Source organism: Glycomyces sp. NPDC047010 (assembly GCF_040644205.1).
Taxonomy (GTDB): Bacteria; Actinomycetota; Actinomycetes; order Mycobacteriales; family Micromonosporaceae; genus Glycomyces.
In genome coordinates, this window is sequence record NZ_JBEYVY010000001.1 from 143834 (window position 1) to 168842 (window position 25009).

A 25009-nucleotide genomic window follows, 5' to 3' on the forward strand; every position below is an offset into this window, starting at 1 on the left:
TGAAACCTTGGTTTCCCCGTCGTTAAATGCTGGAGGATCGTCCAAAGTCGGTCAGGGCGCGGGGCTATGGTGGGCTGTATCCACCGCGTCCCGAACCCGCCTGAGAAGGCCGGACCCCCTGGGGGCCACCATGCGACTGCGTACCCTGCTTCAGATGCCGGAACTGGGCCTGACCCTCGTGTCGGGCCGCCACCACCTGGACCGGGAGGTCCGGTGGGTCGTGCCGACCGACCTGCGCGACCCCCGCCGGTACCTGTCCGGCGGCGAGCTGGTGCTCACCGGGATGATGTGGCGCCGGGCCGAACGGGACTCGGACGCGTTCGTGCGCAACCTGACCGCCGCCGGGGTGACCGCGCTCGGCGCGGGCGACCACCCCGACTTCCACTCGGTGCCGTCCGATCTGGTCGACGCGTGCGCCGCCCACGACCTGCCGCTGTTCACCGTGGACGCCGAGGTCGCGTTCGCGGAGATCACCGAGCGGATCGTGCAGCGCCTCTCCGCGGGCCGCTCCGGGGACCTCGCCTCGCTCCTGGACCGCCACCGCCGCCTCATCGCCGCCGACGGCATCGGGCAGATCCTCGAACTCATCGACCGCGAACTGGGCATGGAGTGCCTGGTCCTGTCCCCCGCCGGGCGCGCCCTGCGCGGGAACCTGGAGCTCGGCGAGTCGGAGCGCGCCGCGGTCGTGGCCCGCGCGCACGCCGCGGACCGGCTGCCGCAGAAGGTGACCCTGGACCGGCACCGCTGCTGCTCGGTGTTCGGCATCGGCTCCACGATCCACACCGGACGGTTCCTGGTCGTGGACGACGACCACACCCGCTGGCCGCCGGAGCGCCGCCTCGTCGCCGAGCAGCTCTCGGCCCTGCTCATGCTCGAACTGGACGACCCGTCGCAGCGCCCCGCCCCGCACGTCGAGCTCGTCACCGCCCTGCACGAGGGCCGCGTGGACGAGCACCTGCTGCGCTCCGCGGGCCTGCCCGCCGACGGCCCCGCCACCGTCGTCGCCGCGACCGGCGAACCCGAGTCGCTCCGCGAAGCCGTCGTCGCCGAGACCCTCCACTACGCAACGGCCGCAACAATTGAAGACCCCTTGGACCCGCCGACGGCCGCGTGGGCGAGCCGCGGCGAGGAGACCGTCGCCGTCCTCACCGGCGTCGCCGCCGGACCCGAGGAGCGCGCCCGCCTCGTCGCCTGGGCGCGGCGCGCCGCCGCGGTCCTGCAAGCCGCGCACCCGGGCGGGACCGGCGCCGTCGGCGTCGGCATCGCCGACCCCGTCGCCTCCCCCGGCGGGCTCCGCGGCGCCCTCGAACAGGCCCGCCACACCGCGGCGCTCGCCCAGCCGCGTCCCGGCCGCATCGAGGTCGCCGAACCCGACCACCTCGTGTCGCACCGGATGCTCCTGGCGGCCGTCCCCCCTGACGTGTCGCGCGCGTTCCGCACCCGCGTCCTCGACCCGCTCCTCGAATACGACGCCCGCCACCGCTCCGACCTGCTGCCGACCCTGCGGCGGTTCCTCGAATGCGACGGCTCCTGGCGCCAGTGCGCCGTGAGCCTCCACGTCCACGTCAACACCGTCCGGTACCGCATGCGCCGCGTCGAGGAGCTCACCGGCCGCGACCTGCGCAACCCCCTCGACCGGATGGACCTCGCACTGGCGGTCAGCCTCGACTGACCGCCCCCAGACGGGCGGCGCAGGGGGCGCCGCCGCACATTCCGCCGCGAGGCGGGACCAGCACAAGGGGGATCGACACATGGGGAACACCGCGGGGCTCGTGCTCGCCGCAGGCGCCGGAAGGCGCTTCGGCCAGCCGAAGGCCCTCGTCGAATACGACGGCCGCAGCCTGCTCGACCGGGCCGTGGCCACATTGAGGGACGGCGGGTGCCGCCAGGTCCTGGCCGTGCTCGGCGCCGGGGCCGAGCAGGCGCTCGCCGCGGCGACGGAGGCGTTCACGCCGGTCGTGAACCGGCGCTGGGGGCAGGGGCTGTCGACTTCGCTGAAAGCGGGGCTCGCGGCCGTGCCGTCCCGCTACGACGGGGTCGTCGTGACCCTCGTCGACCAGCCGCGCATCGAGGCCGAGGCCGTGCGGCGGCTCATCGCGGCCGCCGCCGAAGGGGCGACGATCGCGATCGCGACGTACGCGGGCCGCCGCGGCCACCCGATGTACTTCGCGCGCGAGCACCTCGACGGCATCGCCGCCGGGGCCGTCGGGGACCGGGGGGCCCGCGACTTCATCGCCGCGAACGGGGAGCTCGTGACCGAGGTCGCGTGCCCGGGCGACCCGCTCGACATCGACACCCCGGCCGACCTGGCGGCGCTCCAGCACCCGAGCCCCGCCTAGCGGGGCCCCGGGCGCACTGCTGCCAGCGTCGTCAGCGGTGCACCCTAAGCGGTGAACCAGAGGTCGATCTCGCGCTTCGCGGACTCCTCCGAGTCCGAGGCGTGGATGAGGTTCTGCTGGTTCGACACCGAGAAGTCCCCGCGGATCGTCCCCGGCGCGGCCTTGCGGCCGTCGGTGGCGCCGGCGAGCAGCCGCACCACCGGGATCGCCTCGTCCCCGGAGACCACCAGGCTCACCAGCGGACCGGACGTCATGAACGACTTCAGCCCGTCGTAGTACGGCCGCCCCACGTGCTCGGCGTAGTGCGCGTCCGACAGCGCCTCGTCCATCGTCCGCAGCCGCAGCTCCTCGACGCGCAGTCCCTTGCGCTCCAGGCGGGACAGGACTTCGCCGATGAGCCCGCGCCGGACGGCGTCGGGTTTGATCAACACGAGCGTGCGCTGCTCGGCCACGTGGAACTCCTTGTAAGCGTCTGTCGGATTGGTGGCTGCCATCGTAAGCGATGTTGTGCCGGTTGCCTCACCCACGTACGATTCACGTTGAAACCCGGTTTCCCAGTTGCGGATGAGGTGTCCCAGATGCCCTCGAGACAGCCACCCCGTCCCACCCCGCGGCCTTCCAAGGCCCCCAGCCGGGGCGGCGCGAAGGGCGGGGCCGCCCGTGGCGGGACAAAAGGTGCGGCGAAAGGCGGGGCCGCCAAGGCCGGGGCCCGCAAGGCCGCGCCCGCGAAGGCCCAGCCGCGCGGCGTACGCCAGCAGCAGGCCCGCGGCCAGACCGCCGAGCAGCTGCGGCAGCAGCGCCTCCTCCAGGACCAGCAGCGGCGCCAGCAGCAGGCGCGCTGGTGGGGCATCAACCAGCACGCCATGAAGGACCTCCACGCGCGCCAGCACCACGCGGCGGGCGGCGAGGCGATCGGCACGGTCCTCAACGCGGACAGGCGGATGCGGTGGCGCACCTCGCGGGCGATCGGCGCCATCACTTTACTGATCCTGGCGTTCTTCTTCACCTCCATGGCGATCGGCGCGCAGAGCGTCGGCATCGCCGTGCTCGCGTTCCTCTGCCTCGCAGGGTGCATCGCGTTCTTCACCGTCGAGCACTCCGCCCGGCGCTTCCCGCAGCCGGTCCCGGCGCCGCCGCTCATCGGGCAGCACCGGCTCGAAGACCTCATCGTCGAGGACGACCCGCCGCGCGGCGCCGCGGTCAAGAAGGAGCCCGAGCGCGGTTCACTGGACGACCTGTTCCAGCCCGACCGGCCCGAGACCGCGCCGATCCCGGAGCCGCCCAAGGCACCTGAACCTCCCGTGGCACCTGCCGCCGCGGCCGTTCCGCCTCCGGCCGCGACCCCGGTGGCCGAGCCCGTCGAAGTGGAGCCGCTGACCGAACCGGCCGCGGCGCCCGCCGAGCCTCCGGCCCCGGCCGCCGAGCCCGAACCGCTTGCGGCAGAAGAAGCCACGTCGAATAACGCCGAACCCGTTGTGACAGAACCGGTCGAGGAGCTGCCGCAGCGCGAGCCCACCGCACCTGACGCGGCGGCTCCCGGTCCCCCGCTGTTCGTGGTGTCCGAGGCGCTGAAGGCCGCGTCCGAGCCGTCCCGGGAGCGGCAGGCCGACCCGGTCGAGGCGCCACCGGCGGCCGAGGAGCCCGCGGCCGAGCCCGAACCGCCTGCGGCGGAAGCCGAAGCGCCCCCGCAGAGCGAGGCGCCCGTGGACTCGGCGTCCTCGGAGTCCGCCCCGCTGCCCGCCGACCCGCCCGCGGCGTTCACGCTGCCGAGCGAGCAGATCGGCGGGGAGACCAAGGTCGAAGTCATCGACATGCCGCTCGACGAAGCACCGCTCGACGAGGAGCCGCCGGGCAAGGGCCCCATCGCCGGAGCCGCCTCCAAGCTCCGCGCGCCGTCCCCGCCGCAGCCCCGCACCTCCGAGGAGGGCAGCAGCCTCGCCCGCGACCTCGCCGAACTGCTCCTGTCGGAGCAGCGGCTCGGAGGCACCGACGTCACCGACGTCGCGGCGACCCTCGTGGTCGCGAACCTGGAGCGCTCCGTCGAGTTCTACAGGGATGCTCTGGGTCTGGCGATCTCCGACCGGACCGCCGAGGCCGCCGTCCTCGACGCGGGCTTCGGGAAGATCCTCCTGTGGGAGCGCCCCGACGCACCGCCCGGGGAGACCGGGATCATGCACCTCACCTTCGAGGTCGGCGACATAGACGCCGCGTTCACGCAAATGAACGAGGCGGGCGTCCAGTTCCTGCACCTGCCGCGGACCGCGCTGCTGGGGCAGAACTACGAGATGCGGGCGGCCGCGTTCCGGGACCCGGACGGGCACGGCCTGGCGATCACCGAGCACCGGGAGCGCGACTAGTCGACCGAAGCCGTTCCCGCCCTTGCGAACCGGAGTGTGCCCAATGCTCATCGTCGGCGAGATCCACACCGCGCTGCTGCCGCACTCGCGGCCGCTGACGCCCGAGGAGGCCCGCGCGGCCCTGTCGCTCGCGGTCGGCGAGACGGTCGTCCAGTGGGCGCGGCCCGTCCCGCACACGGCCTCGCCCGTGCTCCTGCACGGCGTCGACTGCAAGCTGCCCCTCGCGCCCAAGCAGGACAACCGGCACGCCGACGACAAGTCCGCGAACGGCACGGTCCGGGCCGTGGGCACGGTCTGCTCGCGGGCGGTCCTCACCGGCGGGCACCTCCTCCAGGGCTCGGCGTGGACGGCCGTCGCCCCGCCGCAGCAGCCGCGGCGGATGCCCTGGTCGTACTACCTGGCGCGGCCCGGGACGCTGGAGACCATCGGGAACTTCGAGGCCGAGCGCCTCGCGCGCGCGTTCCTCGTCGCCGAGAACCGCAGGGACCGCTCGGAACTGCTCGACACCGCCGCCATCGCCCGCCACTCCATTCACGACGTGCTCTCGCGCCCCGTCCTCGACCAGCGCCCGCCCGTCAAGACCGGCTCGACCCGCCTGCGGTGGGCCGCCATCGCCGACCCCGGCACGCAGCGGGCCGTGGCGTTCCGCCTGGTGGGCAACGACAGGCGGCGCATGAGCATGGTCACCGGCCTGGTCGATCCCGAGCACATCGCCGCCGCCGCAGAGGATCTCGCGATCCACGACTGGCTCCTGACGGCCGTCGCCGCGCGGATCGCGCTCGCGAAGATCGGCGACGACCCGCGGCACACCCTGCGCACCCTCCGCCCGGTCGTGGACCACCTGCTGCACCTGTGGTCGGCGGGCGCGCGGACCTCCCGCGACCTGGAGTTCATGTGGGACTCGCTGGAGCGGCGCCCCGGCCTGTCGCGGCAGTGGGCCACGATGACCGAGCGCGTTCGCTCCCAGATCGACTACGGCGCAGCGGATCTCGCCGCGAAGATGCTCGACATGATGGAGCAGAACCAGCGCCAAGGCGGGTCCGCGGACCGGTTCTTGCGCTAGAGCGGTCCCTGGAAGATGTAGGCCAGCCGGTCCACCAGCTCGTCCGGAAGCGACATGCCCTCGCGCTCGGCGGACTTGCGGATCTGGTCGAGCGCGCCCGTGTCGGGGCGGACGCTCCCGCAGATGACGCGCACCGCGTGCTCGACCTCCAGGAAGTCCACCGACAGGACCGACACGGTCCGGTACGCGGGGAACGGGAACGCCTTCTTGTTCAGCTGGAGGATCGGCGGCATCTCCGACCACCGGTCGGGGAAGCGGTTCCCGAGGCGCTGCCCCGGAACGTGACCGTGCTCGGCGGGCACGAGCGACTCGACTGGCTCGGGCACGCCGATGCGCTTGCCCCCGTCGCGCAGCACGCCCAGGCGGATGAGCTGCCACACCGCGGCGAGCATCGGGCACGACCAGCGGCGGCCCTTCGGGGTGTCGTTCCACAGCTCCACGTCGAGGAACACCGAGTGCTCGCGGCGCGCGTTCTGGCTCGGCGGGATCCACCGCAGCGGCGCGCCCATCGCGATGCCGCGCGGCTTCGGCGTGGGCACGCCGTTGGGGAGCCAGCCGAGGTCGGAGACCGGCGGGCGCGAGCCGTTCGTGCCCGGCGGCGGCTCGAACACGATCCGGTCGGCCACCAGCGCCGCGAGCTGCAAGGGCCCCATGCGGTCGCACGAGGACTCGCGTGCCAGGTAGTCGATGCGCAGGCCCGCGGCCGCGGCGGCCTCCGAGACCTGGGCGATGAGGTGCTCGGGGTCGGGCAGGTCCTGGTGGAAGTAGTCGTCCACGAGGTAGCAGGTGCTCACGCGCGGCGTGCGCCCGCCGAGGCGCTTCGTGAGGGCCTCGGTGGTGCCGTGGACCCACGCGGCCGCCGACGCCATCTGCTCCTTGAGCGCGTCGGGCCGGGCGAGGTCGTCGGCGTACAGGTGCCCGACCTCGATCGACAGGTGGGACATGCCGAACCGCTCGGTGCGCTGCTTGGCGCTGGTCTCCTCGTACGTCATTCGATCCCCCGGACGCTCGCTTCGAGTCCGGGCACGAACAGCTCCTCCGCCGAGCGGGACGCCAGGTCGGAGAAGGCCCGGACGGTCTCCTGGTTGGCGATCCGCAGCGTCACCGTGTCGGCGTCGGTGATGATCTGCTCGCGCCACTGGAGGACCGGGTCGAGCGGCACCGAGCCGAGGAGGTTCATGCGGCCCAGCTTCAGGCGCGCGGCCATCTGGTGCAGGTCGGCGTCGATCTTGCGCAGCCACCGGATCTGCGTGGCCTCCAGGCCCTTGAGATCGGCCCCGTCGGGGTCCACGACCGCGGTGCGCACGTAGCGGATCGACGCGAGGAGCTTGCGCTGGTACTCCTCGCCGTAGGACTTCGCGGTCTCCACGAGGCCGCGCTCGCCGTAGACGAGGGAGTGGGCGGCGATGACGTGCTGCTTCGTCCAGCGGTGGTAGACGATCCACCGCCACGGGAGGTTCGCGAGCTCGGGGCGGGCGGTCGCGGCCATGACCATCTCGGTGGCGTGCGAGCGGCCCGCCGAGAGGTCCACGATGACGAGGTCGAACTCCCGCGAGAGCTCTTGCAGGAGTTTGACGCAGCGGTCCACGGTGTTCTCGTCGCCGGGGAACTCCGAGCCGTCGGCGTCCCCGGGGCACAGGACCAGCTCCCCGGCGCCGTCGGGGCGGGCCTGGAGCTCGGTCCGGTCGCTCACGGCCCACACCGAGTGCCGCTCGGGCTCGGAGGCGAGGTCCTGGAGGTACTCGTGGATGCCGTTGCCGTACGTGCCGTGCTCCAGGTCGTCGATCCCGAAGATCGCACCGGCCGTGGGCGAGCCGAAGTCGAAGTCCACATAGCACACGTTCATGCCCTGGACGGCGCGCCGGTACGCGAGGTTGCACGAGGAGACCGACCGGCCCGTGCCGCCCTTGTCCGAGGTCGCGAACAGCAGCATCGTCACACTCCGGTCTCGGCGTCGCGGCCGGCCGAGATGAGCCGGTCGAGGTCGATGAGGGCCTTGACGCCCAGGGAGAACGCGGTGGCCGGGCGCTCGTCCACGACCTCCTTCGCGTGCCGGATCGTCAGCCCCACCGACCGGATCTCCTGCGCCAGCGCGGGCCCGGCGTTCCCGGAGCCGCGCAGCAACTCCTGGTCGTAGATGTGCTCGGCCTCCACGAGCAGCTCGTGCGCCAGGGTCTCCAGGCTCCGGGAGCGGGCGGGTTCGGAGCCCGCGAACTTCGCGGCGAGGACCATGGCCTCGACGACGCGGATGGTGAAGTGCCAGGACGGGTCCTCGAACCAGTTCGGCAGCTCGGTGTAGACCTGCTGCGGCTGGTCCCACAGGCGCGCGGCGCCGCCGTCGCGGATGCGCCTGCGCGCCAGGTGGTCCCAGACGAGGTCGGCGACTTCGAGGAGTTCGGCGCGGGCGTCGATGGTGACGAGAAGCCCGGCGGCGTTGTAGATGCGCTTGAGGAGCAGGGGCGCGAAGTCGACCATGTTCCAGATCATCGCGGGGCCGTCGAGCTTCTCGATGCCGGCGAGTTCGGCTTTCACCCCGGGGAAGTGCATCTCGATGGACCGGTCGCCCACGAGGGGGCGGCGGGTGATGCGGCCGCGGTTGGCGAGTTCGACGAGGACGTCGGCGAGGCGGATGAGGTCGTCGTCGCCGCCGCGGCTGGAGCCGAAGGTCTCGGTGGCGACGGCGCAGACGAGGAGCGTGTAGTAGTCGTACTCCAGGCCGTCGGTGGTGCGCCAGGGGACGTCCTCCAGGGGCCATTTGGAGCCGCCGCCGAAGGACGCGACCATGGCCCAGTAGCGGCGGGTGACGTCGAGGCGGATCTGGAGCGACTGGGCGAGGCGGCGCTCCTCCTCGGTGAGGAGGTTGCGGCGCATGACGCGGTCGGAGTAGAGGGTGGCGATGGCCTCGATGGCGACCACGGTGAAGTAGAGGTACGGGGCGTCCTCGGCGCGGCCGGTGCGCTGGGTGGAGGTGTCGGAGAGTTCGAGGATGTCGGGGGCCTTCTCCACGACGGACCAGGACCAGCCGATCTCGAAGAGCTTGGTGGGGGCCTCGACGCCCGCGGTGCCGCCGGAGCCGACGGTGATCGTGCGGAGGGTCGCGATGATCTCCTCGGCCTCTTCCCTGAAGCGGCGCACGATCTTGCGGTCGGGCTGGCCGTCGACGTTGATGAGGGCGATGAGCTGGCGGCCGAAGTCGTCGTCGGCGTCGAAGGTGGAGACGGCGAAGGACCGCAGGAGGCCGGTGATCGCGCCGAGGAGGCGGCGGTGGACGGTCTGCTCGACCTGCGCGAGTTCCTGGACGAGGTCGGCTCGGCCCATGCGGTCGACGGTGGGCGAGAAGTCGGCGAGGAACGTGAGGGCGGTGAGGCTCAGCGGGATCGCGAGCGCGAAGCCCTCGGTGACGTCGATGGCGCGCTGCTCGGCGGTGGCCTTCTGGCTGCGGTCGACGCGGTGCATGTTGGAGCCGCCGGAGTAGACGGGGACGCCCTCCTCGTCGACGTGCTTCTCCATGTAGTCCTTGATGAGCCGCATGACCCGGATGGGGATCTCGACGGCGTCGCCGAGCCCGGAGAGCGCTTCGAGGACGGCGTCGCTGGTCGCGTCAGGGTCGGCGTAGCGCAGGTCCACGAGTTCCTGCGCGGGGTAGAGCAGGCACAGCAGCTGCTGGGCGTCGCCCACGGCGTCGGAGTCGTTCCGCCCGCCCCAGTGCCACTCCTTGCGCCTGGACCCGTCGTCCGCGGGCCGCCAGCTGTAGGCGACCTGGGCCTTCCAGATGTCGAGGAGCTGTTGCCGAGGCTGCATCTTCACAGGGGACCACCGCCGTGCGCTCTGGGCCGAAACGGACAGCTTCACTATCGCATGCAGATGGGACGCAAACAGACTCGCAGAACGCGTGTTGTCGCCTACCCGACAGTTCGCTTTTCGTAGACGCGGCAGGGCACGTCGTACACCGGGACGACGGTCTCGCGTTCGAGGGCCATGCCGAGCTTCTCGGCGACGCGGACGGAGGCGGTGTTCTCGGCGTGGATGCAGGAGACGACCCGGTCGAGGCCGAGTTCCCCGAAGGCGAAGCCGACGGCGGCGCGGGCGGCCTCGGGGGCGTAGCCGCGGCCCCAGCGGTCGCGGGCGATGCGCCAGCCGACCTCGGTGGCCGGGAGGATCTCCGGCAGGAACGACGGGACGGCGAGGATCGCGAGGCCGACGAGTGCGCCCCCGTCGCGCTCGGTCACCGCGAACGCGCCCCAGCCGTGCTCGTCCCAGTGGGCCGCGGCTTTCGCGCAGAGGGCTTCGGTCTGCTCCAGCATGCGCGGGGCGCCTTCGCCGATGTAGCGCATGACCTCCGGGTCGGCGTTGATCGGGGCGAGGGCCGCGGCGTCGCCGACGGCCAGGGGCCGCAGGAGGAGCCGTTCGGTTTCGAGGACGTTCATCGCTTCGGCGGGGCGGCTAGCTGGCGTTTCACCGACCAGCAGTAGGCCCAGACGAGAGCGAAGACGATGCCGGCGACGCCGAGGGACCAGTGGATCGGCCAGCAGGCGATGACGGCGAGCTGGAGGACGGCGCCCGCGGGCCAGACCCACGGGCGCTTCGCCATGCCGGACAGGGCGATGCAGAGGACCACGAGGACGACGATCGCGATGGTCGCGGGGGCCGGGTTGTCCAGGATCATCCGCATCGGGACGATCGCCATGAGCAGCGCCAGGGCCTCGAAGACGAGGGCGAGTGCCGCGAGGCTGCGGGCGGCGCGCTCGGGGTTGCGCAGGCCGGAGCGGTTCGGGTCGAGTTCCTCGGGGGCGGTGCCTTCGGGGTCAGCCACGGCGGCCGACCAGGATCTTGCGGGCGTCGGCGACGGTGAAGACCGAGCCGGTGACGAGGACGCCGCCGCCGGACTCGTACAGGTCGTCGGCTTCTTCGGCGAGCTCGATGCCGCGGGCGACGGCGTCGCGCAGGTGCGGGTAGACGTGGACGCGCTCCTCGCCGAAGACCTCGACGGCGAGCTTTGCGAGGGTCGCCGCGGGCATGGCCCGGTCCGAGGAGGACTTGGTGATCACGATCTCGTCCAGGATGGGCTCCAGGAGTTCGAGCATGTGGTCGACCTCCTTGTCGGCGAGCATCCCGACGACGCCGACGAGCTTGCGGAAGTTGAACTCCTCCGCGACGGCCTTCGTCATGGCCTCCATGCCCGCCGGGTTGTGCGCGGCGTCGAGGACGACCGCGGGCTCGGAGCGCACGACCTCCAGGCGGCCCGGGGACGTGAACTCCGCGAACGCCTGGCCGACGACCTCGGCGTCGAGGGCCTTCGGTTCACCGGCGCCGAGGAGGACCTCGACGGCGGCGAGCGCGAGAGCCGCGTTGTGCGCCTGGTACTCGCCGTGGAGCGGCAGGAACAGGTCCTGGTAGCGGGCGGCGCGCGTCTCGATGGTGAGGAGCTGGCCGCCGACGGCGACCTCGCGGGCGGTGACCTCGAAGCCGCGGCCCTCGGGGACGAGCTTCGCGCCGACGGACTGGGCGCGGCGCAGCAGCGGCTCCATCGCGGACCGCTCCTGCACGGAGGTGACGAGCGTCGACCCCTCGTGGACGATCCCGGCCTTCATGGTCGCGATCTCCGCGAGGGTCTCGCCGAGCCACTTGGTGTGGTCGATGCCGATCGGGGTGATCACGGCGACCTCGGCGTTGAGGATGTTCGTGGAGTCGGTCTCGCCGCCGAGGCCGACCTCGATGACGCCGACATCGATCGGGGTGTCGGCGAACGCGCCCATGGCGAGCGCGACGGTCATCTCGAAGTACGTGAGCGGCTCGGACGCCTCGCGGTCGACGAGCTCGGCGAGCGGCGCGATCTCGTAGTACTGCTGGGCGAGGCGCTCGGGGCTGATCGGTTCGCCGTCGACGTTGATGCGCTCGGTGACGTCGTTGAGGTGCGGCGAGGTGAACATGCCGGTGCGCAGGCCGTGCCCGCGCAGGAGCCGCTCGATCATGCGGCTGGTCGAGGTCTTGCCGTTCGTCCCCGTGATGTGGACGGAGCGGAACGACCGCTGCGGGTCGCCCATGAGGTCGAGCAGCTGCTTGATGCGGTCGAGCGTGAAGTCCCAGCGGGAGAACCCGCGGGACTCCAGCGCCGCTTCGACCTGCGCCAGTTCGGCGTTCAAAGTGTCAGTCCCCCAGTGAGAAAGAGGAGGCCGGGGCCGGACGCGGCCCCGGCCCCCGCCTAAGCGAGTCGTGCGAGCTGCGCGGTCGCGCGGGCGATGTCGGCCTCGGCGGTGGCCTTGCGGGCCTTGATCTTGTCGACCACGGCGTCGGGGGCCTTCGCGAGGAACGCCTCGTTGCCGAGCTTCGCGGTCGTCCCGGCGAGCTCCTTCTCCGCGGCCTTCAGGGCCTTTTCGAGCCGCGCGCGCTCAGCGGCGACGTCGATCGTCCCCGACGTGTCGAGGGCGACGGTGATCTGGTCCGACACGGCCAGCTCGGCGGTGGGCACGAAGCCCTCGCCTTCGGGCTCCAGCTTGACGAGCGCGCGCATGAGCGGCCCCGCCTGCGCCAGGCCCGCCGGGTCCAGGCCCGTGATGCGCGCGGGCACCGGCTGGCTCGGCTTGACGCCCTGGTCCGAGCGGAAGCGCCGCACCTCGGTCACGAGGTGCTGGAGGGCGCCCACAAGGCGCTCGGCCTCGTCGTCGGCGCCCGCGGCGACCGGCCACGCGGCCACGGTCAGCGAGTCGCCCTGCTCTTCGGTGCCGGTGAGCGTGAGCCACAGCTCCTCGGTCACGAACGGGATCACCGGGTGCAGCAGGCGCAGCAGCTGGTCGAAGACGTGGCCGATGACGCGGCGGGTCTCCTCCGCGGCGGTCCCGCCCTCGGCGAGCACCGGCTTCGTCAGCTCCAGGTACCAGTCGAACACGTCGTCCCACGCGAAGTGGTACAGCACGTCCATGGCCTTCGCGAACTCGTACTGCGCGAAGTACCCGTCGGCGGCCTCGATCGTGTTCGACAGCCGCGACAGGATCCACCGGTCGATCAGCGACGGCTCGGCGGGCAGGTCCCCTTCGAGGGTCGCGCCGCTCATGAGCGCGAACCGGGTCCCGTTCCACAGCTTGTTGCAGAAGTTCCGGGAGATCTCGGCCAGCTCGATCGAGGCGATCGCGTCGGCGCCGGGGTTGGCGTCGCGGGCGAGCATGAACCGCAGCGCGTCGGCGCCGTACTGGTCCACCACTTCGAGCGGGTCGATGCCGTTCCCGGAGGACTTCGACATCTTCTTGCCGTTCTTGTCCCGCAGGAGGCCGTGCAGGAACACCTCGCCGAACGGGGCCTTCCCCATGGCGTAGGTGCCGAACATCATCATCCGGACCACCCAGAAGAAGATGATGTCCCAGCCGGTCACGAGCACCGCGGTCGGATAGAACTTCTCCAGGGCCTTCGTGTCCTCGGGCCACCCGAAGGTGGAGAACGGCCACAGCCCCGAGGAGAACCACGTGTCAAGCACGTCCGGGTCCTGGGTGTAGCCCTCTGGCGCGGTCTCGCCCGGACCCACGCACACCTCTTCCCCATCGGGGCCGTACCAGATGGGGATGCGGTGGCCCCACCACAGCTGGCGCGAGATGCACCAGTCGAGCAGGTTGTCCACCCACGAGAAGAAGCGCTTCTCCATCTCCGGCGGGTGGATCTTCGTCTCGCCCGAGCGCACGGCGTCCCCGGCGGCCTTCGCGAGCGAGGCGACCTTCACGAACCACTGCTTCGACAGGCGCGGCTCCACCGTGGTGTCGCAGCGCTCGCAGTGCCCGACCGCGTGCATGTACGGGCGCTTCTCGGCCACGATGCGGCCCTCGGCGCGCAGCGCCGCGGCGATCGCCGAGCGGGCCTCGAACCGGTCGAGCCCCTCGAACGGGCCGTGCGCGGTGATCACGCCGCGCTCGTCCATGATGAGGATCGACTCCAGGCCGTGGCGCTGGCCGATCGCGAAGTCGTTCGGGTCGTGCGCGGGCGTCACCTTGACGGCGCCGGTCCCGAACTCGGGGTCGACGTGCGAGTCGGCCACGATCGGGATGCGGCGGCCCGTGAACGGGACCTCCACGGTGGTGCCGAGCAGGTGCTTGTATCGCTCGTCGTCGGGGTGGACGGCCACGGCGGTGTCGCCGAGCATGGTCTCCAGGCGGGTCGTGGCGACCACGATCGACGCGTCCCCGTCGCCGTAGCGCATGGACACGAGCTCGCCCGCGTCGTCCTGGTGCTCCACCTCGATGTCCGACAGGGCGGTCATGCAGCGCGGGCACCAGTTGATGATGCGCTCGGCGCGGTAGATCATGCCGTCGTCGTACATGCGCTTGAACATGGTCTGCACGGCGCGCGAGAGGCCCTCGTCGAGGGTGAACCGCTCGCGGTCCCAGTCCACGCCGTCGCCGATCTTCTTCATCTGCGACGTGATGCGCTCGTGGTAGACGTCCTTCCACTCCCACACCTTGTCCACGAACGCCTCGCGGCCGAGGTCGTGGCGGGACAGGCCCTCCTTGTCGGCGAGCTGGCGCTCCACCACGTTCTGCGTGGAGATGCCGGCGTGGTCGGTGCCGGGGAGGAACAGGGCCTCCTTGCCGCGCATGCGCTCGCGCCGCACCAGCGTGTCGATGAGGGTGTGGTCGAGCGCGTGCCCCAGGTGGAGCTGCCCCGTCACGTTCGGCGGGGGGATCACGATCGCGTAGGGCTCGCGGTCGGAGTCGTCGGCAGCCTTGAACCGGCCGTCGGCTACCCACTTGGCGTAGCGTCGCGCCTCTACCTCTACGGGCGCGTACGTCTTCGGCAGGTGGGTTTCCGGGGCCGGTGTCTGCTCAGCTGCGTCTGTCACCGTTCCAGTCTACGAAGCCGCGCGGTGCGAAGGCGAAGAGGTTTAGCCGGTGTCGCCGAGAACGCTCCGCGCGGCCGAGGCGACGTCGGTCTCCCCGTTCGCGACGGCCTCCGCCAGCGCGTCCGTCACCCGGTAGCGCCGCCGCGTCTCCGCGTCGACGCGGGCGCGGATCTCGGCGGCGGCCCTCTGGCGGCGCTTGAGGGCGAGCCGGTCGCCCTCGGAGAGCCAGTCGCGGTGCTTGCCGATGGCGGCGACGAGGTCGTCGACGCCTTTGGCCTCGGAGGCGACGGTGGTGCAGACGGGCTGGCGCCATTCGCCGGGTTCGCGGCGGACGAGGCTCATCATGGCCTTGAGGTCGCGGACGGTGCCGTCGGCGCCGGGCCGGTCGGCCTTGTTGACGACGTAGACGTCGGCGATCTCCACGACCCCGGCCTTGACGGCCTGGATGCCGTCGCCCATGCCGGGGGCGAGCAGCAGGAGCGTCGTGTCCGCGAGGGAGGCGATCTCGACTTCGGCCTGGCCGACGCCGACGGTCTCGACGATGACGGTGTCGAAGCCGAGCCCTTCGAGGAGGCGCACGCCCGCGGTGGTGGTGGCGGTGAGGCCGCCGAGGTGGCCGCGGGTGGCGATGGAGCGGATGTAGACGCCGGGGTCGAGGGCGTGGTCGGCCATGCGGACGCGGTCGCCGAGGATCGCGCCGCCGGTGAACGGGCTGGACGGGTCGACGGCGAGGACGCCGACGCGCAGGCCCTGCTCGCGCCAGGCGGTGATGAGCGCGGACACGAGCGTGGACTTGCCGACGCCGGGCGAGCCGGTGATGCCGACGATCTGCGCGTCGCCGCCCTTGACGAGCCTGGAGAGCTCGGGGGCGTCGGCGGTGTTGTTCTCCACGACGGTGAGGAGGCGGGCGGTGGCGCGGCGGTCGCCCGCGCGGGCCGCGGCCACGAGGTCGGGGAGCGGCAGGTCGGTGCGGGCCATCAGGCTCCCTTGAGGACGATGGCGTCGCCCTGTCCGCCGCCGCCGCAGAGCCCGGCGGCGCCGAGCTTCCCGGGGGCGAGCTGGCGGGCGAGGGTCTGGGCGAGGCGGGCGCCGGAGGCGCCGATGGGGTGGCCGAGGGCGATGGCGCCGCCGTCGGGGTTGACGCGGTCGGGGTCGGCGCCGAGGGTCTCGGCGGAGGCGAGGACGACGGCGGCGAACGCCTCGTTCATCTCGATGACGTCGAGGTCGGCCACGGAGGCGCCGGCGAGGCCGAGGGCCTTCGCGATGGCGTTGGCGGGCTGGTCGAGCAGGGAGTTGTCGGGTCCGGCGACCGTGGCGTACGCGAGGATCTCGGCGGTCCAGGCCCAGCCGTTGGCCTCGGCGGTGGACTTGCGGGCGAGGACGAGCGCGGAGGCGCCGTCGGAGATCTGGGACGCGGAGGCGGCGGTGATGGTGCCGTTCTCGGTGAACGCGGCGCGCAGCTGCGCGAGGCCCTCGGGGGTGGACTCGGGGCGGACTCCTTCGTCGGCGTCGACGTAGCCCTTGCGGGTCTCGACGGGGGTGATCTCCTCGGCGAGGCGCTCGGCGGCCTTGGCGGCCTTCTGGTGTGACTCGGCGGCGAACGCGTCCTGGGCCTCGCGGGTGATGCCGCGGCCCTTGAGGTGGCGTTCGGTGGACTCGCCCATGGAGATGCCGTCGTAGGCGTCGGTGAGGCCGTCGTGGGCGAGGTGGTCGAGGAGCACGGCGTCGCCGTACTTGAAGCCGCGGCGCGAGCCGGGCAGCAGGTGCGGGGCGCGGCTCATGGACTCCATGCCCCCGGCGACGACCACGTCGGCGGCGCCGCCGCGCAGGATCTGGTCGGCGAGGCCGACGGCGGTGAGCCCCGAGAGGCACACCTTGTTGATCGACAGGGCGGGCACGCGCATGGGGAGCCCGGCGGCGACGGCGGCCTGGCGGGCGGGGTTCTGGCCGCACCCCGCGGACAGGACCTGTCCGAGGAGGACCTGGTCGACCAGGTCGGGACTGACGCCGGCGCGTTCGATGGCGGCTCGGATCGCGGTCCCGGCCAGGTCGGTGGCCGGGATGTCGGCGAGCGCCCCGTTGAAGCGCCCGATGGGTGTCCGGGCGGCGGCGAGGATGACGGTGCTGTCGTTCATGGCGGACCTCCGTTGGTCGATTCGCTCGATACGCTCGATCGTATGACTTACACGGACGGAATCGGATTGCGGCGCATCGATCACGTGGGCATCGCGGTCCCCGACCTCGACGCGGCCCTGGAATGGTACGAGGGCGCACTGGGGGGCCGGGCGGTGCACCGGGAGGTCAACGAGGCGCAGGGCGTCGTGGAGGTCATGGTCGCGTGGCCCGAGGGGGGCGCGCAGGTGCAGCTGCTCGCGCCGCTGACGCCGGAGTCGACGATCGCGAAGTTCCTGGGGGCCAAGGGCCCCGGGCTCCAGCAGCTGGCGTTCACCGTCGAGGACGTGGAGAAGGCGGCGGCGGTGCTGCGCGCGAGGGGCGCGCGGCTGCTGTACGACGAGCCGCGCGAGGGCACCGCGGGGTCGCGGATCAACTTCGTGCACCCGAAGGACGCGGGCGGCGTCCTGGTCGAACTGGTCGAACCCGCTTAGGGCCCTTGCAGGTCAGGCACCCGCATCACGGATAGTGTCGGATAGATGACGCCATTCGGGTGATACCTGGAGGACACCGAAACTTCACCGTCTTCGACATCCGTGTCGTTCCAAGGGATTCGCCCGATTTGCGGCTAGTGTTGCGGGTGGTTCGACCTCCACAAACCCCTGACCTTGCTGTCGACATTCGCAGTCGCGTCTGCAAGTATTGGTCCATGTCGCAGCAGCCCTCCAGCAGTACCTTTTTCGACAACGACCAATCGGTGCCGGAGTTCCCCGTGCAGTTGCGGGGGTACGACCGTCACCAAGTGGATGACTTCATCCAGAAGAACATCGCCAAGCTGACGCAGACCGAGCAGCAGCGGACCGAGGCCGAGCAGCGGATGACCGACGCGCAGCGTCGCCTGCGCCAGGCCGAGCAGCGCATCCAGGGTCTTGAGCAGCGCCTCTCCGAGCAGCAGAAGCAGCTTGAGGAGAACACGCGCCCGACCCTGTCCGGTCTTGGCACGCGCGTCGAGCAGATCCTGCGCCTGGCCGAAGAGCAGGCCAACGAGCACCGCGCCGAGGCGAAGCGCGAGACCGAGGGCATCCTCTCGGCCGCCCGCCTGGAGTCCCGCGAGATCACCGACGCCGCCCGCGGCGAGGCCGGCTCCCTGAAGCAGAACGCCGAGCGCGAGGCCAACGCCCTCCGCACCCAGGTGGAGCGCGAGGTCGCGGAGCTGCGGACCAACGCCCGCCGCGAATGCGAGACCCTCCGCGCCGACGCCGAGCGCGAGACCAAGCAGCTGCGCACCGCGACCGGCCACGAGGTCGCCGAGCTCAAGGCGTCCGTCGAGCGCGAGGTCGCGACCCTCCGCGCCACGGCGGACCGCGAGATCACCCAGCTGCGCGCCAAGGCCGCCCGCGAGGCCGAGGAGAAGCGCGCCGAGGCCGCGAAGCTCTTCGCCGAGGCGAAGGAGAAGCGCGACAAGGACCTCCAGGCCCTCGACCTCGAACTGGCCGAGCGCAAGGAGAAGGCCGAGCGCGAGGAGTCGGAGCGCCACACGCGCGCCGTCGCCGAGACGCAGAAGCTCGTCTCCGACGCCGAGAACCGCGCCCGCGACGCCGAGGAGCGCGCGAAGTCCGCGGAGACCCGCGGCGAGGAGAAGCGGTCCGAGGCCGACAAGTACGCCGAGGACACCACGTCCAAGGCGAAGAAGGACGCGAACAAGCTCGTCACGGACGCCAAGTCCGAGGCCGAGCGGCTGCTCGCCGACGCCAAGTCCGACGCGGAACGGGTCACCAAGGACGCCGAGACCAAGGTGTCCGAGCTCACCGCGAAGCGCGACCAGGTGCAGGAGACCCTGCGGAACCTCAGCGGTCTGGTCAGCGGCGCCCTCGGCGGGGCGCTCGGGCAGCAGGACGGCGACAAGTAGAAAAACCCGACGAACAAGTAAACCTGGCGAATCCGCGTTACCGTCGAGACCTACGACAGTGAAGAATGATCGTAGGCGTAGGTCGACGGTGGAGGAACCACAGCTCGGCCGCGTCCCGTCACATCCGGTCCCTGTCCGGAGGTGGCGGGACGCGGCTTACGTGAGGATGAGGGCATGGCGCGTGAAGACAGACTCGACGATTCCGAACTCCTGACCGGCTTCGATGAGGGCGGACCCATCGACCGGGGGTTCGAGACGGCCCTGCGCGGCTACGACAAGCGGCAGGTGGACCGGTACCTCCAGCAGATGCAGCTCCAGATGGACACATTGGCGGGGGAACGCGCCGAGGCGCTCGCGCAGATCGACCGGCTCGTGGTCCAGATCCAGCAGTTGCAGGCGCAGATCCAGGAGCTGCGGCGCCGCAGCGCCGCGGGCGACAACGCCTCCTACCGCCACCTCGGCGTGCGCATCGAGCACATGCTCACCCTCGCCGAGGAGCAGGCCGAGGAGATCAAGGCCAACGCGCACGCCCAGACCCAGCACCTGCACCAGCGCGCCGACCAGCGCCTGCGCGAAGCCGAAGCGCAGATCGAGCAGGCCCGCAAGGACTTCGAGACCACGCTGAAGGCCCGCCGCGCCGCCGCCGAGAAGGCCGAGGCCGACCGCCGCGCGATCATCGACGCCGAGATCAACAAGCGGGCCCGCGAGGCCCAGTCCATGGTCGACCAGGCGAAGGAGCGCGCCGCCGCCCTCGTCGCCGAGGCCGAGCAGGACGCCGAGAACAAGCGGGCCGCCGCTGACGAGCAGACCCGGCAGCTGGTCGCTCACGTCGAACGCCTCCGCACCGAGGCCCAGCAGCTCAAGGACGACGCCGCCCTCGCCTCCGAGCAGGCCGTCGCCGAGGCCCGCGAGAAGGCCGACCGGATCGCCGCCGAGGCCGACGCCGAGGCCGAGCGCAAGCGCGCCGAGCACGAGGCGGAACTGCGGGACCTGCGCACCGAGGCCGTCGAGAACCTGGAGCGGTTCAAGCAGGAGACCGAGACCTTCGCGCAGACCGTCCGCACCGAGGCCGAGAACGAGTCCACGCGACTGCGCGCCGAGGCCGCCGACAACGCGACCCTCACCCGCACCGAGGCCGCCGACGAGGCCAAGCGGCTCCGCCAGGAGGCCCAGCGCCGCGTCGAGGAGGCCGAGACCGAGGCCCAGCGCGTCACCGCCGAGACCGAGGAGAAGGTCGCCGCCCTCGCCGCCGAGGCCGACGAGGCCGCCCGCGTCCAGCGCGAGACCGCCGAGGCCGAGGCCCTGCGCCTCACCGAGGACACCGAGCGCACCACCCAGCGCCTGCGCGACGAGGCCGCCGACGCGAGCCGCCAGGAGCGCGAGGCCGCCGAGACCGCCGCCCGCCGCCTCACCGAGGAGACCGCCGCCGAGACCGAGCGCCTCCGCGGCCAGGCCGCCGCCGAGGCCGACCGGATCACCGCCGACGCCGCCGCCGAGGCCGCCCGCATCCGCGAGCACGCCGACCAGGCGAAGGTCGAGGCCGAAGCCGACGTCGAGCGCGCCCGCACCGAGCTCGCCGAGATCGAGGCCGAGCGCGAGCGGCTCGTCGCCGACGCCAAGGCCGCGGCCGCGCAGATCCTCGACGACGCGAACCTCGAAGCGGAGCAGGTCCGCAGCGACCGCGACCAGTACGTCACGGAGGCCGAGAAGAAGGCCGACAACGCCAAGCGCCGCGCCGAGGAGCTCTCCAAGTCCGCCAAGCAGACCGCGCGGCGCGACTCCGAGGCGATCCTCTCCACCGCCCGCGCCCAGGCCAAGAAGCTCGTCGAGGAGGCCCGCGCGGGCCGCACCGAGGAGCCCGCCGCCCAGGACGCGCCGGTGAACAAGCCCGCCGCGAACAACAGCCGCAAGCGCCCGCAGAACGGCGGCAAGCAGGCCAGCAGCAGCGAGGCCGCCGAGAAGGTCTCCTCCTCGTAAGGAAGCGAACGGAAGGGCCCCGCACCGGATCGGTGCGGGGCCCTCCTGCTACCGAGGGGAGCCTCGGTCCCTAACTGGTGGAAGCCTTCTCGGGCTCCTTGGCGTCGGGTTTCTCCGCCCGCTTGGCCTCGCCCGAACCCCCTGGGGTGATCCCCACGAGCGGGACGTTGCCGCCCCCGGTGGCGCGCTTCTTGTTCCACACGTCGAACAGGACCGCGGCCAGCACGACCAGGCCCAGGATGACCTGGACCGTGTCGGTCGCGATGCCCAGCACGGTCATGCCCTGGTTCATGATGCCCATGACCAGACCGCCGATGACGGCGCCGATGATGGTGCCCACGCCGCCGGTGACCGACGCGCCGCCGATGAACGACGAGGCGATGGCCGACAGCTCCAGCGTGTTGCCCGCGCCCGGCGTCGCCGAGTGCAGGCGCGCGGTCACGATGACGCCGGCCAGGCCGGCCATCGCGCCCATGATCACGAACACCCAGAACGTCGTCTGCTTGGTCTTCACACCGGAGAGCAGCGCGGCCTTCTCGTTGCCGCCGCCCGCGTAGATGTGGCGGCCGAACACGGTGCGGTTCGCGATGAACGTGAACAGCAGCACCAGCGCCAGCAGGATCCAGCCGATGATCGGCAGGCCCTTGTACGAGTAGAACGTGTACGCGGCCACGATGATGACCGCCGCGACGACGACCGTCTTGACGAGCCACCCGATCTGCGAGGAGCCGACGATCCCGGCCTTGTTCTGGCGGGCGCGCCCGCGCACCTGGAAGAACACCCACAGGACCGCGCCCAGCAGGCCCAGCACCAGGGTCGGGACGCGCAGCTCCACGCCGCCGACGTCGTACCCGGAGGCGAGCGTGTTGAACGTGCCCGTGGTGCCGATGGTCTCGGCGTCCAGGACCTTCAGGGTCAGGCCGCGGAAGATGAGCATGCCCGCGAGCGTCACGATGAACGCCGGGATGCGCACGTACGCGATCCAGAACGCCTGCCAGACGCCGATGAGGGCGCCGATGCCGATGGCGAACAGGACCGCCGCCCACCACGGCCAGTCCCAGTGCGACAGCGCGATCGCCGACATGGCGCCGCTGAACGCGAGGACCGAGCCCACCGACAGGTCGATGTGGCCGTTGACGATCACCAGCATCATGCCGATCGCGAGGATCAGGATGTACGAGTTCTGGAGGATCGCGTTGGTCAGGTTCTGCGCCGTGATGAAGTTCTGGTTCTGGATCGCCACGGAGAGCACCTGGAACAGGATCATGATCAGCACGAGCGCGATGATCATGCCGTAGGCGCGCAGGTTGATGTTGCGCAGCGCGCCGAGCAGGCTCGGACGCGGCTTGGTCTGGACGGTGGTCATTGGCGTTGCTCTTCTCCCCCGCTGGCGGTCTCAAGGGTCATGAGGCGCATCAGCTCTTCCTGTGTGGCATGTTCCCGGTCCACCTGACCGGTGATGTGCCCGGCGCTCATCGCGTAGATGCGGTCGCACATCCCGAGCAGCTCGGGCAGTTCGGAGGAGATCATGAGGACCCCCTTGCCCTGGTCGACCAGCTGGTGGATCAGCTCGTAGATCTCGTACTTCGCGCCGACGTCGATGCCCCGCGTCGGCTCGTCGAGGATGAGCAGCTCGGGTTCGGTGAACACCCACTTGCCGAGCACGATCTTCTGCTGGTTGCCGCCGGAGAGGTTCCCGGCGAGCGAGTGGACCGACGGCGCCTTGACCCCGAACTCCTTGCGGAGCCGCTCGGAGACCGAGTCGACGCGGTCCTGGTCCACGACCCCGCGCTTAGAGAGCTTGTGGAGGCCGGGGAGGGTGAAGTTCTCGCGCAGGTCGTAGTCGAGGTGCAGGCCGTAGTGCTTGCGGTCCTCGGTGGCGTACGCCAGACCCGCCTCGATGGCCTCGGGGACGTTCCGCAGCTGGAGCGCCTTCCCGTCCATGGACGCGGTGCCGGAGATGTTCGACCCCCAGCTGCGGCCGAACAGGCTCATGGCGAACTCGGTGCGGCCCGCGCCCATGATCCCGGCCAGGCCCACGATCTCGCCGCGGGCGACGTTCAGGGCCGCCCCGTTGACGATGACGCGCTGGCGCTGGTCGGGGTGGTGGACCGTCCAGTCGTTCACCTCGAAGAAGACCTTGCCGATCTTCGGCTCGTGCGGCGGGAACAGGTGCTCCAGGTCGCGGCCGACCATGGCCTTGATGAGCCGGTCCTGGGTCACGGCGTCGGCCGCGGTGTCGAGCGTCTCGATCGACTGGCCGTCGCGCAGCACGGTGATGCGGTCGGCGACCGCCAGCACCTCGCCCAGCTTGTGGGAGATGATGATGCTGGTGACGCCCTCCTCGCGGAGCTGCCGGAGCAGGTCGAGGAGGTTGTCGGAGTCGGTGTCGTTCAGGGCCGCGGTGGGCTCGTCGAGGATGAGCAGCTTGACGTCCTTGGAGAGCGCCTTCGCGATCTCGACGAGCTGCTGCTTGCCGACGCCGATCTTCTCGACCAGCGTGGCCGGGCTGTCCTGGAGGCCGACCTGCGCCATGAGGCGGGCGGCCTCGGCGTTGGTGCGGTCCCAGGAGATGACGCCGCGCTTCTTCTGCTCGTTGCCGAGGAAGATGTTCTCGGCGATGGACAGCTCGCCGACCAGGGCGAGCTCCTGGTGGATGATCACCACGCCGGAGGCTTCGGAGTCGCGGATGTTGCGGAACTCGGCGGGCTTGCCGTCGAACTCGATCTCACCCTCGAAGTCCCCGTGCGGGTACACGCCCGACAGGACCTTCATCAGAGTGGACTTGCCGGCGCCGTTCTCGCCGACGAGTGCGTGGATCGTGCCCCGCTTGACCCCCAATTCGACCCCGGACAGTGCGAGCACGCCCGGGAACCGCTTGGTGATCCCCCGCATTCGGAGGATGTCTTCAGACATTGATTCGTCCTAATTGGAGAATTGGACTGCTCTGGGGAGAGGTTCGGGGGCGCCCGGGCGGGCGGGGCGCCCCCGAGAGGAAGGGTCTCGCGGGTCGGCTAGGCCAGGTCGGCTTCGTCGATGTAGCCCGAGTCGATGAGCTCGGCCTGGTAGTTCGTCGCGTCGACGCTCACCGGCTCCAGCAGGTACGCGGGGACGACGTGGTCGCCGTTGTCGTACGTGGTCTCGTCGTTGACCTCGGGCTCCTTGTCGTCCAGGACGGCCACGACCATGTCGACGGTGACGTCGGCGAGGGCGCGGGTGTCCTTGTAGACGGTCATCGCCTGGGTGCCCGCGACGATGTACTTCACGGAGTCGACCTCGGCGTCCTGGCCGGTCACGATCGGCATGGTGGTGTAGCCCTGGCCGTCGAGCGCGGCGATGATCCCGCGGCTGATGCCGTCGTAGGGCGCCAGCACGGCGTCGACCTTCTGGCCGGCGGTGTAGAACGAGGTGAGGATGGTCTCCATGCGGTCCTGGGCGACGGCGCCGTCCCAGTTCTCGGTGGCGACCTGCTCCAGGTCGGTCTGGCCCGAGAGGACGACGAGCTGGCCGCCGTCGATGTAGGGCTGGAGGACCTCCATCGCACCGCCGAAGAAGTACTTGGTGTTGTTATCGGTCAACGCGCCCGCGAACAGCTCGATGTTGAACGGACCGGCCTCGCCCGCGGCCAGGCCCAGCTTCTCGGCGATGTAGGTGCCCTGGAGCGTGCCGACCTTGGTGTTGTCGAAGCTCGCGTAGTAGTCGACGTCCGGGGTGTCCAGGATGAGGCGGTCGTAGGCGATGACGGTGACGTCCGCCTCCTTCGCCTGGGCCAGGACGCCGTTCAGGGACTTGTTGTCGATCGCGGCGATGACCAGCACGTTGACGCCCTGGCCCACCATGGTCTCGATCTGGGAGACCTGGTCGGCGGCCACGTCGTTCGCGTACTGGAGGCTCACCTCGTAGCCCTGGTCTTCGAACGAGGCCTTCAGGTTGTCGCCGTCCAGGATCCAGCGCTCGGAGGTCTTCGTGGGCATCGCGATGCCGACCTTCTTGCCAGCGCTCGAACCCGAGTCGCCGTCCTCGGAGGCGCAGGCGGAGGCTACGAGGGCCACGGCGGCGGCACCGATGGATCCGGTAAGCAGGTGGCGTCGGTTGACGTTCATCTGTTAGTACTCCTTCGTACCGGGCGCTGCCGGGGCATGACCGACGTCGCCCTGGGGTCAAGACGGATTCGATAGTTCAACGTTTTTCCACAACCGTCAACAGCGGATGCGTCTCGTGTCCGAATCGTTGCTTTTCCAGTTCACCGAATTCCGACACTCGCTCCCCACAGGGCACATCGGACTCCGGCCGCTCTTGAGAATATGACCGTGAGTACCGGTGTGGTCACCCTTTCGTGCCACATCCGTATGGCCGACTACCGCTCGACCGATCGGATGGGATAGCCTCACATTTAGTGCCAAATCACGACACCGATCAGCGGACCCCCTG

The 25009-nt window shown here is 71.1% G+C and carries 20 protein-coding genes; 7 read left to right on the plus strand and 13 right to left on the minus strand.

The features are described from left to right. The first annotated feature begins 154 nt into the window (after positions 1-154). Entirely contained in the window at positions 155-1672 is a 1518-nt protein-coding gene (locus AB0A65_RS00680) for a PucR family transcriptional regulator ligand-binding domain-containing protein (RefSeq protein ID WP_359944031.1), read from the plus strand. 79 nt (positions 1673-1751) lie between these two features. After that, positions 1752-2339, plus strand: a complete 588-nt coding sequence (locus AB0A65_RS00685) for a nucleotidyltransferase family protein (RefSeq protein ID WP_359944033.1) — start codon at positions 1752-1754, stop codon at positions 2337-2339. 44 nt (positions 2340-2383) lie between these two features. On the opposite strand, the gene ndk is transcribed toward AB0A65_RS00685, so the two are convergent. Next, positions 2384-2791 carry a nucleoside-diphosphate kinase gene (gene ndk, locus AB0A65_RS00690; protein WP_359944036.1) on the minus strand — a complete coding sequence of 136 codons (408 nt, stop codon included), beginning with the start codon at positions 2789-2791 and terminating at the stop codon, positions 2384-2386. Positions 2792-2917: 126 nt separating this feature from the next. Here ndk and AB0A65_RS00695 point away from each other — a divergent pair, with 126 nt between their 5' ends. Together AB0A65_RS00695 and AB0A65_RS00700 are read left to right on the plus strand one after the other, a co-directional pair. Further along, a complete protein-coding gene (locus tag AB0A65_RS00695; RefSeq protein WP_359944039.1) occupies positions 2918-4696 on the plus strand; it encodes a VOC family protein in 1779 nt (592 codons plus the stop codon). 43 nt (positions 4697-4739) lie between these two features. Next, on the plus strand, positions 4740-5759 hold the full coding sequence (locus tag AB0A65_RS00700) for an SCO2521 family protein (protein WP_359944042.1): 1020 nt from the start codon (positions 4740-4742) through the stop codon (positions 5757-5759). Here the strand turns inward: AB0A65_RS00700 and AB0A65_RS00705 are convergent. The 9 genes from AB0A65_RS00705 to AB0A65_RS00745 all read right to left on the minus strand — a co-directional run bounded on the left by AB0A65_RS00705 (position 5756) and on the right by AB0A65_RS00745 (position 16715). Then, the gene (locus AB0A65_RS00705) at positions 5756-6751 is read right to left on the minus strand and encodes an SCO2522 family protein (RefSeq protein ID WP_359944044.1); all 996 of its coding nucleotides are present in this window, start codon (positions 6749-6751) and stop codon (positions 5756-5758) included. The genes AB0A65_RS00700 and AB0A65_RS00705 overlap by 4 nt on opposite strands. Beyond that, complete coding sequence (locus AB0A65_RS00710; protein WP_359944047.1) at positions 6748-7692, minus strand: SCO2523 family variant P-loop protein; 945 nt, start codon at positions 7690-7692, stop codon at positions 6748-6750. Before AB0A65_RS00710 ends, AB0A65_RS00705 begins: the two co-directional genes overlap by 4 nt. A 2-nt stretch (positions 7693-7694) precedes the next feature. Then, a complete protein-coding gene (locus AB0A65_RS00715; protein ID WP_359944050.1) occupies positions 7695-9560 on the minus strand; it encodes an SCO2524 family protein in 1866 nt (621 codons plus the stop codon). A gap of 101 nt (positions 9561-9661) precedes the next feature. Beyond that, complete coding sequence (locus AB0A65_RS00720) at positions 9662-10186, minus strand: GNAT family N-acetyltransferase (protein WP_359944053.1); 525 nt, start codon at positions 10184-10186, stop codon at positions 9662-9664. Continuing rightward, complete coding sequence (locus AB0A65_RS00725) at positions 10183-10572, minus strand: DUF4233 domain-containing protein (protein WP_359944055.1); 390 nt, start codon at positions 10570-10572, stop codon at positions 10183-10185. The genes AB0A65_RS00720 and AB0A65_RS00725 overlap by 4 nt, the downstream gene beginning before the upstream one ends. Further along, the gene (locus AB0A65_RS00730; protein WP_359944058.1) at positions 10565-11902 is read right to left on the minus strand and encodes a folylpolyglutamate synthase/dihydrofolate synthase family protein; all 1338 of its coding nucleotides are present in this window, start codon (positions 11900-11902) and stop codon (positions 10565-10567) included. Before AB0A65_RS00730 ends, AB0A65_RS00725 begins: the two co-directional genes overlap by 8 nt. A gap of 59 nt (positions 11903-11961) precedes the next feature. Beyond that, entirely contained in the window at positions 11962-14580 is a 2619-nt protein-coding gene (locus AB0A65_RS00735; RefSeq protein ID WP_359944061.1) for a valine--tRNA ligase, read from the minus strand. 42 nt (positions 14581-14622) lie between these two features. After that, positions 14623-15558: a methylmalonyl Co-A mutase-associated GTPase MeaB gene (meaB, locus tag AB0A65_RS00740; RefSeq protein WP_359944064.1), complete on the minus strand. Its 936-nt coding sequence runs from the start codon at positions 15556-15558 to the stop codon at positions 14623-14625. Beyond that, positions 15558-16715, minus strand: coding sequence for an acetyl-CoA C-acyltransferase (locus AB0A65_RS00745; protein WP_359944067.1), 1158 nt, complete (start codon positions 16713-16715; stop codon positions 15558-15560). Before AB0A65_RS00745 ends, meaB begins: the two co-directional genes overlap by 1 nt. A gap of 42 nt (positions 16716-16757) precedes the next feature. Here AB0A65_RS00745 and mce point away from each other — a divergent pair, with 42 nt between their 5' ends. The 3 genes from mce (at position 16758) to AB0A65_RS00760 (ending at position 20578) form a co-directional block, all read left to right on the plus strand. Further along, positions 16758-17186 carry a methylmalonyl-CoA epimerase gene (mce, locus tag AB0A65_RS00750; protein WP_359944070.1) on the plus strand — a complete coding sequence of 143 codons (429 nt, stop codon included), beginning with the start codon at positions 16758-16760 and terminating at the stop codon, positions 17184-17186. Between the two features lie 215 nt (positions 17187-17401). Next, on the plus strand, positions 17402-18601 hold the full coding sequence (locus AB0A65_RS00755) for a cell division protein DivIVA (protein WP_359944073.1): 1200 nt from the start codon (positions 17402-17404) through the stop codon (positions 18599-18601). A 174-nt stretch (positions 18602-18775) separates the two neighbouring features. Next, positions 18776-20578, plus strand: a complete 1803-nt coding sequence (locus AB0A65_RS00760) for a DivIVA domain-containing protein (protein WP_359944076.1) — start codon at positions 18776-18778, stop codon at positions 20576-20578. Positions 20579-20648: 70 nt separating this feature from the next. Here the strand turns inward: AB0A65_RS00760 and mmsB are convergent, their stop codons facing one another. The 3 genes from mmsB to chvE all read right to left on the minus strand — a co-directional run bounded on the left by mmsB (position 20649) and on the right by chvE (position 24681). Beyond that, the gene (gene mmsB, locus AB0A65_RS00765) at positions 20649-21944 is read right to left on the minus strand and encodes a multiple monosaccharide ABC transporter permease (RefSeq protein ID WP_359944079.1); all 1296 of its coding nucleotides are present in this window, start codon (positions 21942-21944) and stop codon (positions 20649-20651) included. Continuing rightward, a complete protein-coding gene (gene mmsA / locus AB0A65_RS00770) occupies positions 21941-23494 on the minus strand; it encodes a multiple monosaccharide ABC transporter ATP-binding protein (RefSeq protein ID WP_359944082.1) in 1554 nt (517 codons plus the stop codon). Before mmsA ends, mmsB begins: the two co-directional genes overlap by 4 nt. A 98-nt stretch (positions 23495-23592) precedes the next feature. Beyond that, positions 23593-24681 (minus strand): multiple monosaccharide ABC transporter substrate-binding protein, encoded by a 1089-nt coding sequence (chvE, locus tag AB0A65_RS00775; RefSeq protein ID WP_359944085.1) that lies wholly within the window; start codon positions 24679-24681, stop codon positions 23593-23595. Positions 24682-25009 lie beyond the last annotated feature (328 nt).

Excerpts from the sequence above, each read along its gene's own strand:
- AB0A65_RS00705 (WP_359944044.1), bottom strand. The coding sequence starts at position 6,751 with ATGACGTACGAGGAGACCAGCGCCAAGCAGCGCACCGAGCGGTTCGGC.
- mce (WP_359944070.1), top strand. The coding sequence starts at position 16,758 with ATGACTTACACGGACGGAATCGGATTGCGGCGCATCGATCACGTGGGC.
- AB0A65_RS00695 (WP_359944039.1), top strand. The coding sequence starts at position 2,918 with ATGCCCTCGAGACAGCCACCCCGTCCCACCCCGCGGCCTTCCAAGGCC.
- AB0A65_RS00755 (WP_359944073.1), top strand. The coding sequence starts at position 17,402 with ATGTCGCAGCAGCCCTCCAGCAGTACCTTTTTCGACAACGACCAATCG.
- AB0A65_RS00745 (WP_359944067.1), bottom strand. The coding sequence starts at position 16,715 with ATGAACGACAGCACCGTCATCCTCGCCGCCGCCCGGACACCCATCGGG.
- mmsA (WP_359944082.1), bottom strand. The coding sequence starts at position 23,494 with ATGTCTGAAGACATCCTCCGAATGCGGGGGATCACCAAGCGGTTCCCG.
- AB0A65_RS00680 (WP_359944031.1), top strand. The coding sequence starts at position 155 with ATGCCGGAACTGGGCCTGACCCTCGTGTCGGGCCGCCACCACCTGGAC.
- AB0A65_RS00720 (WP_359944053.1), bottom strand. The coding sequence starts at position 10,186 with ATGAACGTCCTCGAAACCGAACGGCTCCTCCTGCGGCCCCTGGCCGTC.
- AB0A65_RS00700 (WP_359944042.1), top strand. The coding sequence starts at position 4,740 with ATGCTCATCGTCGGCGAGATCCACACCGCGCTGCTGCCGCACTCGCGG.
- chvE (WP_359944085.1), bottom strand. The coding sequence starts at position 24,681 with ATGAACGTCAACCGACGCCACCTGCTTACCGGATCCATCGGTGCCGCC.
- AB0A65_RS00685 (WP_359944033.1), top strand. The coding sequence starts at position 1,752 with ATGGGGAACACCGCGGGGCTCGTGCTCGCCGCAGGCGCCGGAAGGCGC.
- AB0A65_RS00715 (WP_359944050.1), bottom strand. The coding sequence starts at position 9,560 with ATGCAGCCTCGGCAACAGCTCCTCGACATCTGGAAGGCCCAGGTCGCC.
- AB0A65_RS00710 (WP_359944047.1), bottom strand. The coding sequence starts at position 7,692 with ATGCTGCTGTTCGCGACCTCGGACAAGGGCGGCACGGGCCGGTCGGTC.
- mmsB (WP_359944079.1), bottom strand. The coding sequence starts at position 21,944 with ATGACCACCGTCCAGACCAAGCCGCGTCCGAGCCTGCTCGGCGCGCTG.
- AB0A65_RS00760 (WP_359944076.1), top strand. The coding sequence starts at position 18,776 with ATGGCGCGTGAAGACAGACTCGACGATTCCGAACTCCTGACCGGCTTC.
- meaB (WP_359944064.1), bottom strand. The coding sequence starts at position 15,558 with ATGGCCCGCACCGACCTGCCGCTCCCCGACCTCGTGGCCGCGGCCCGC.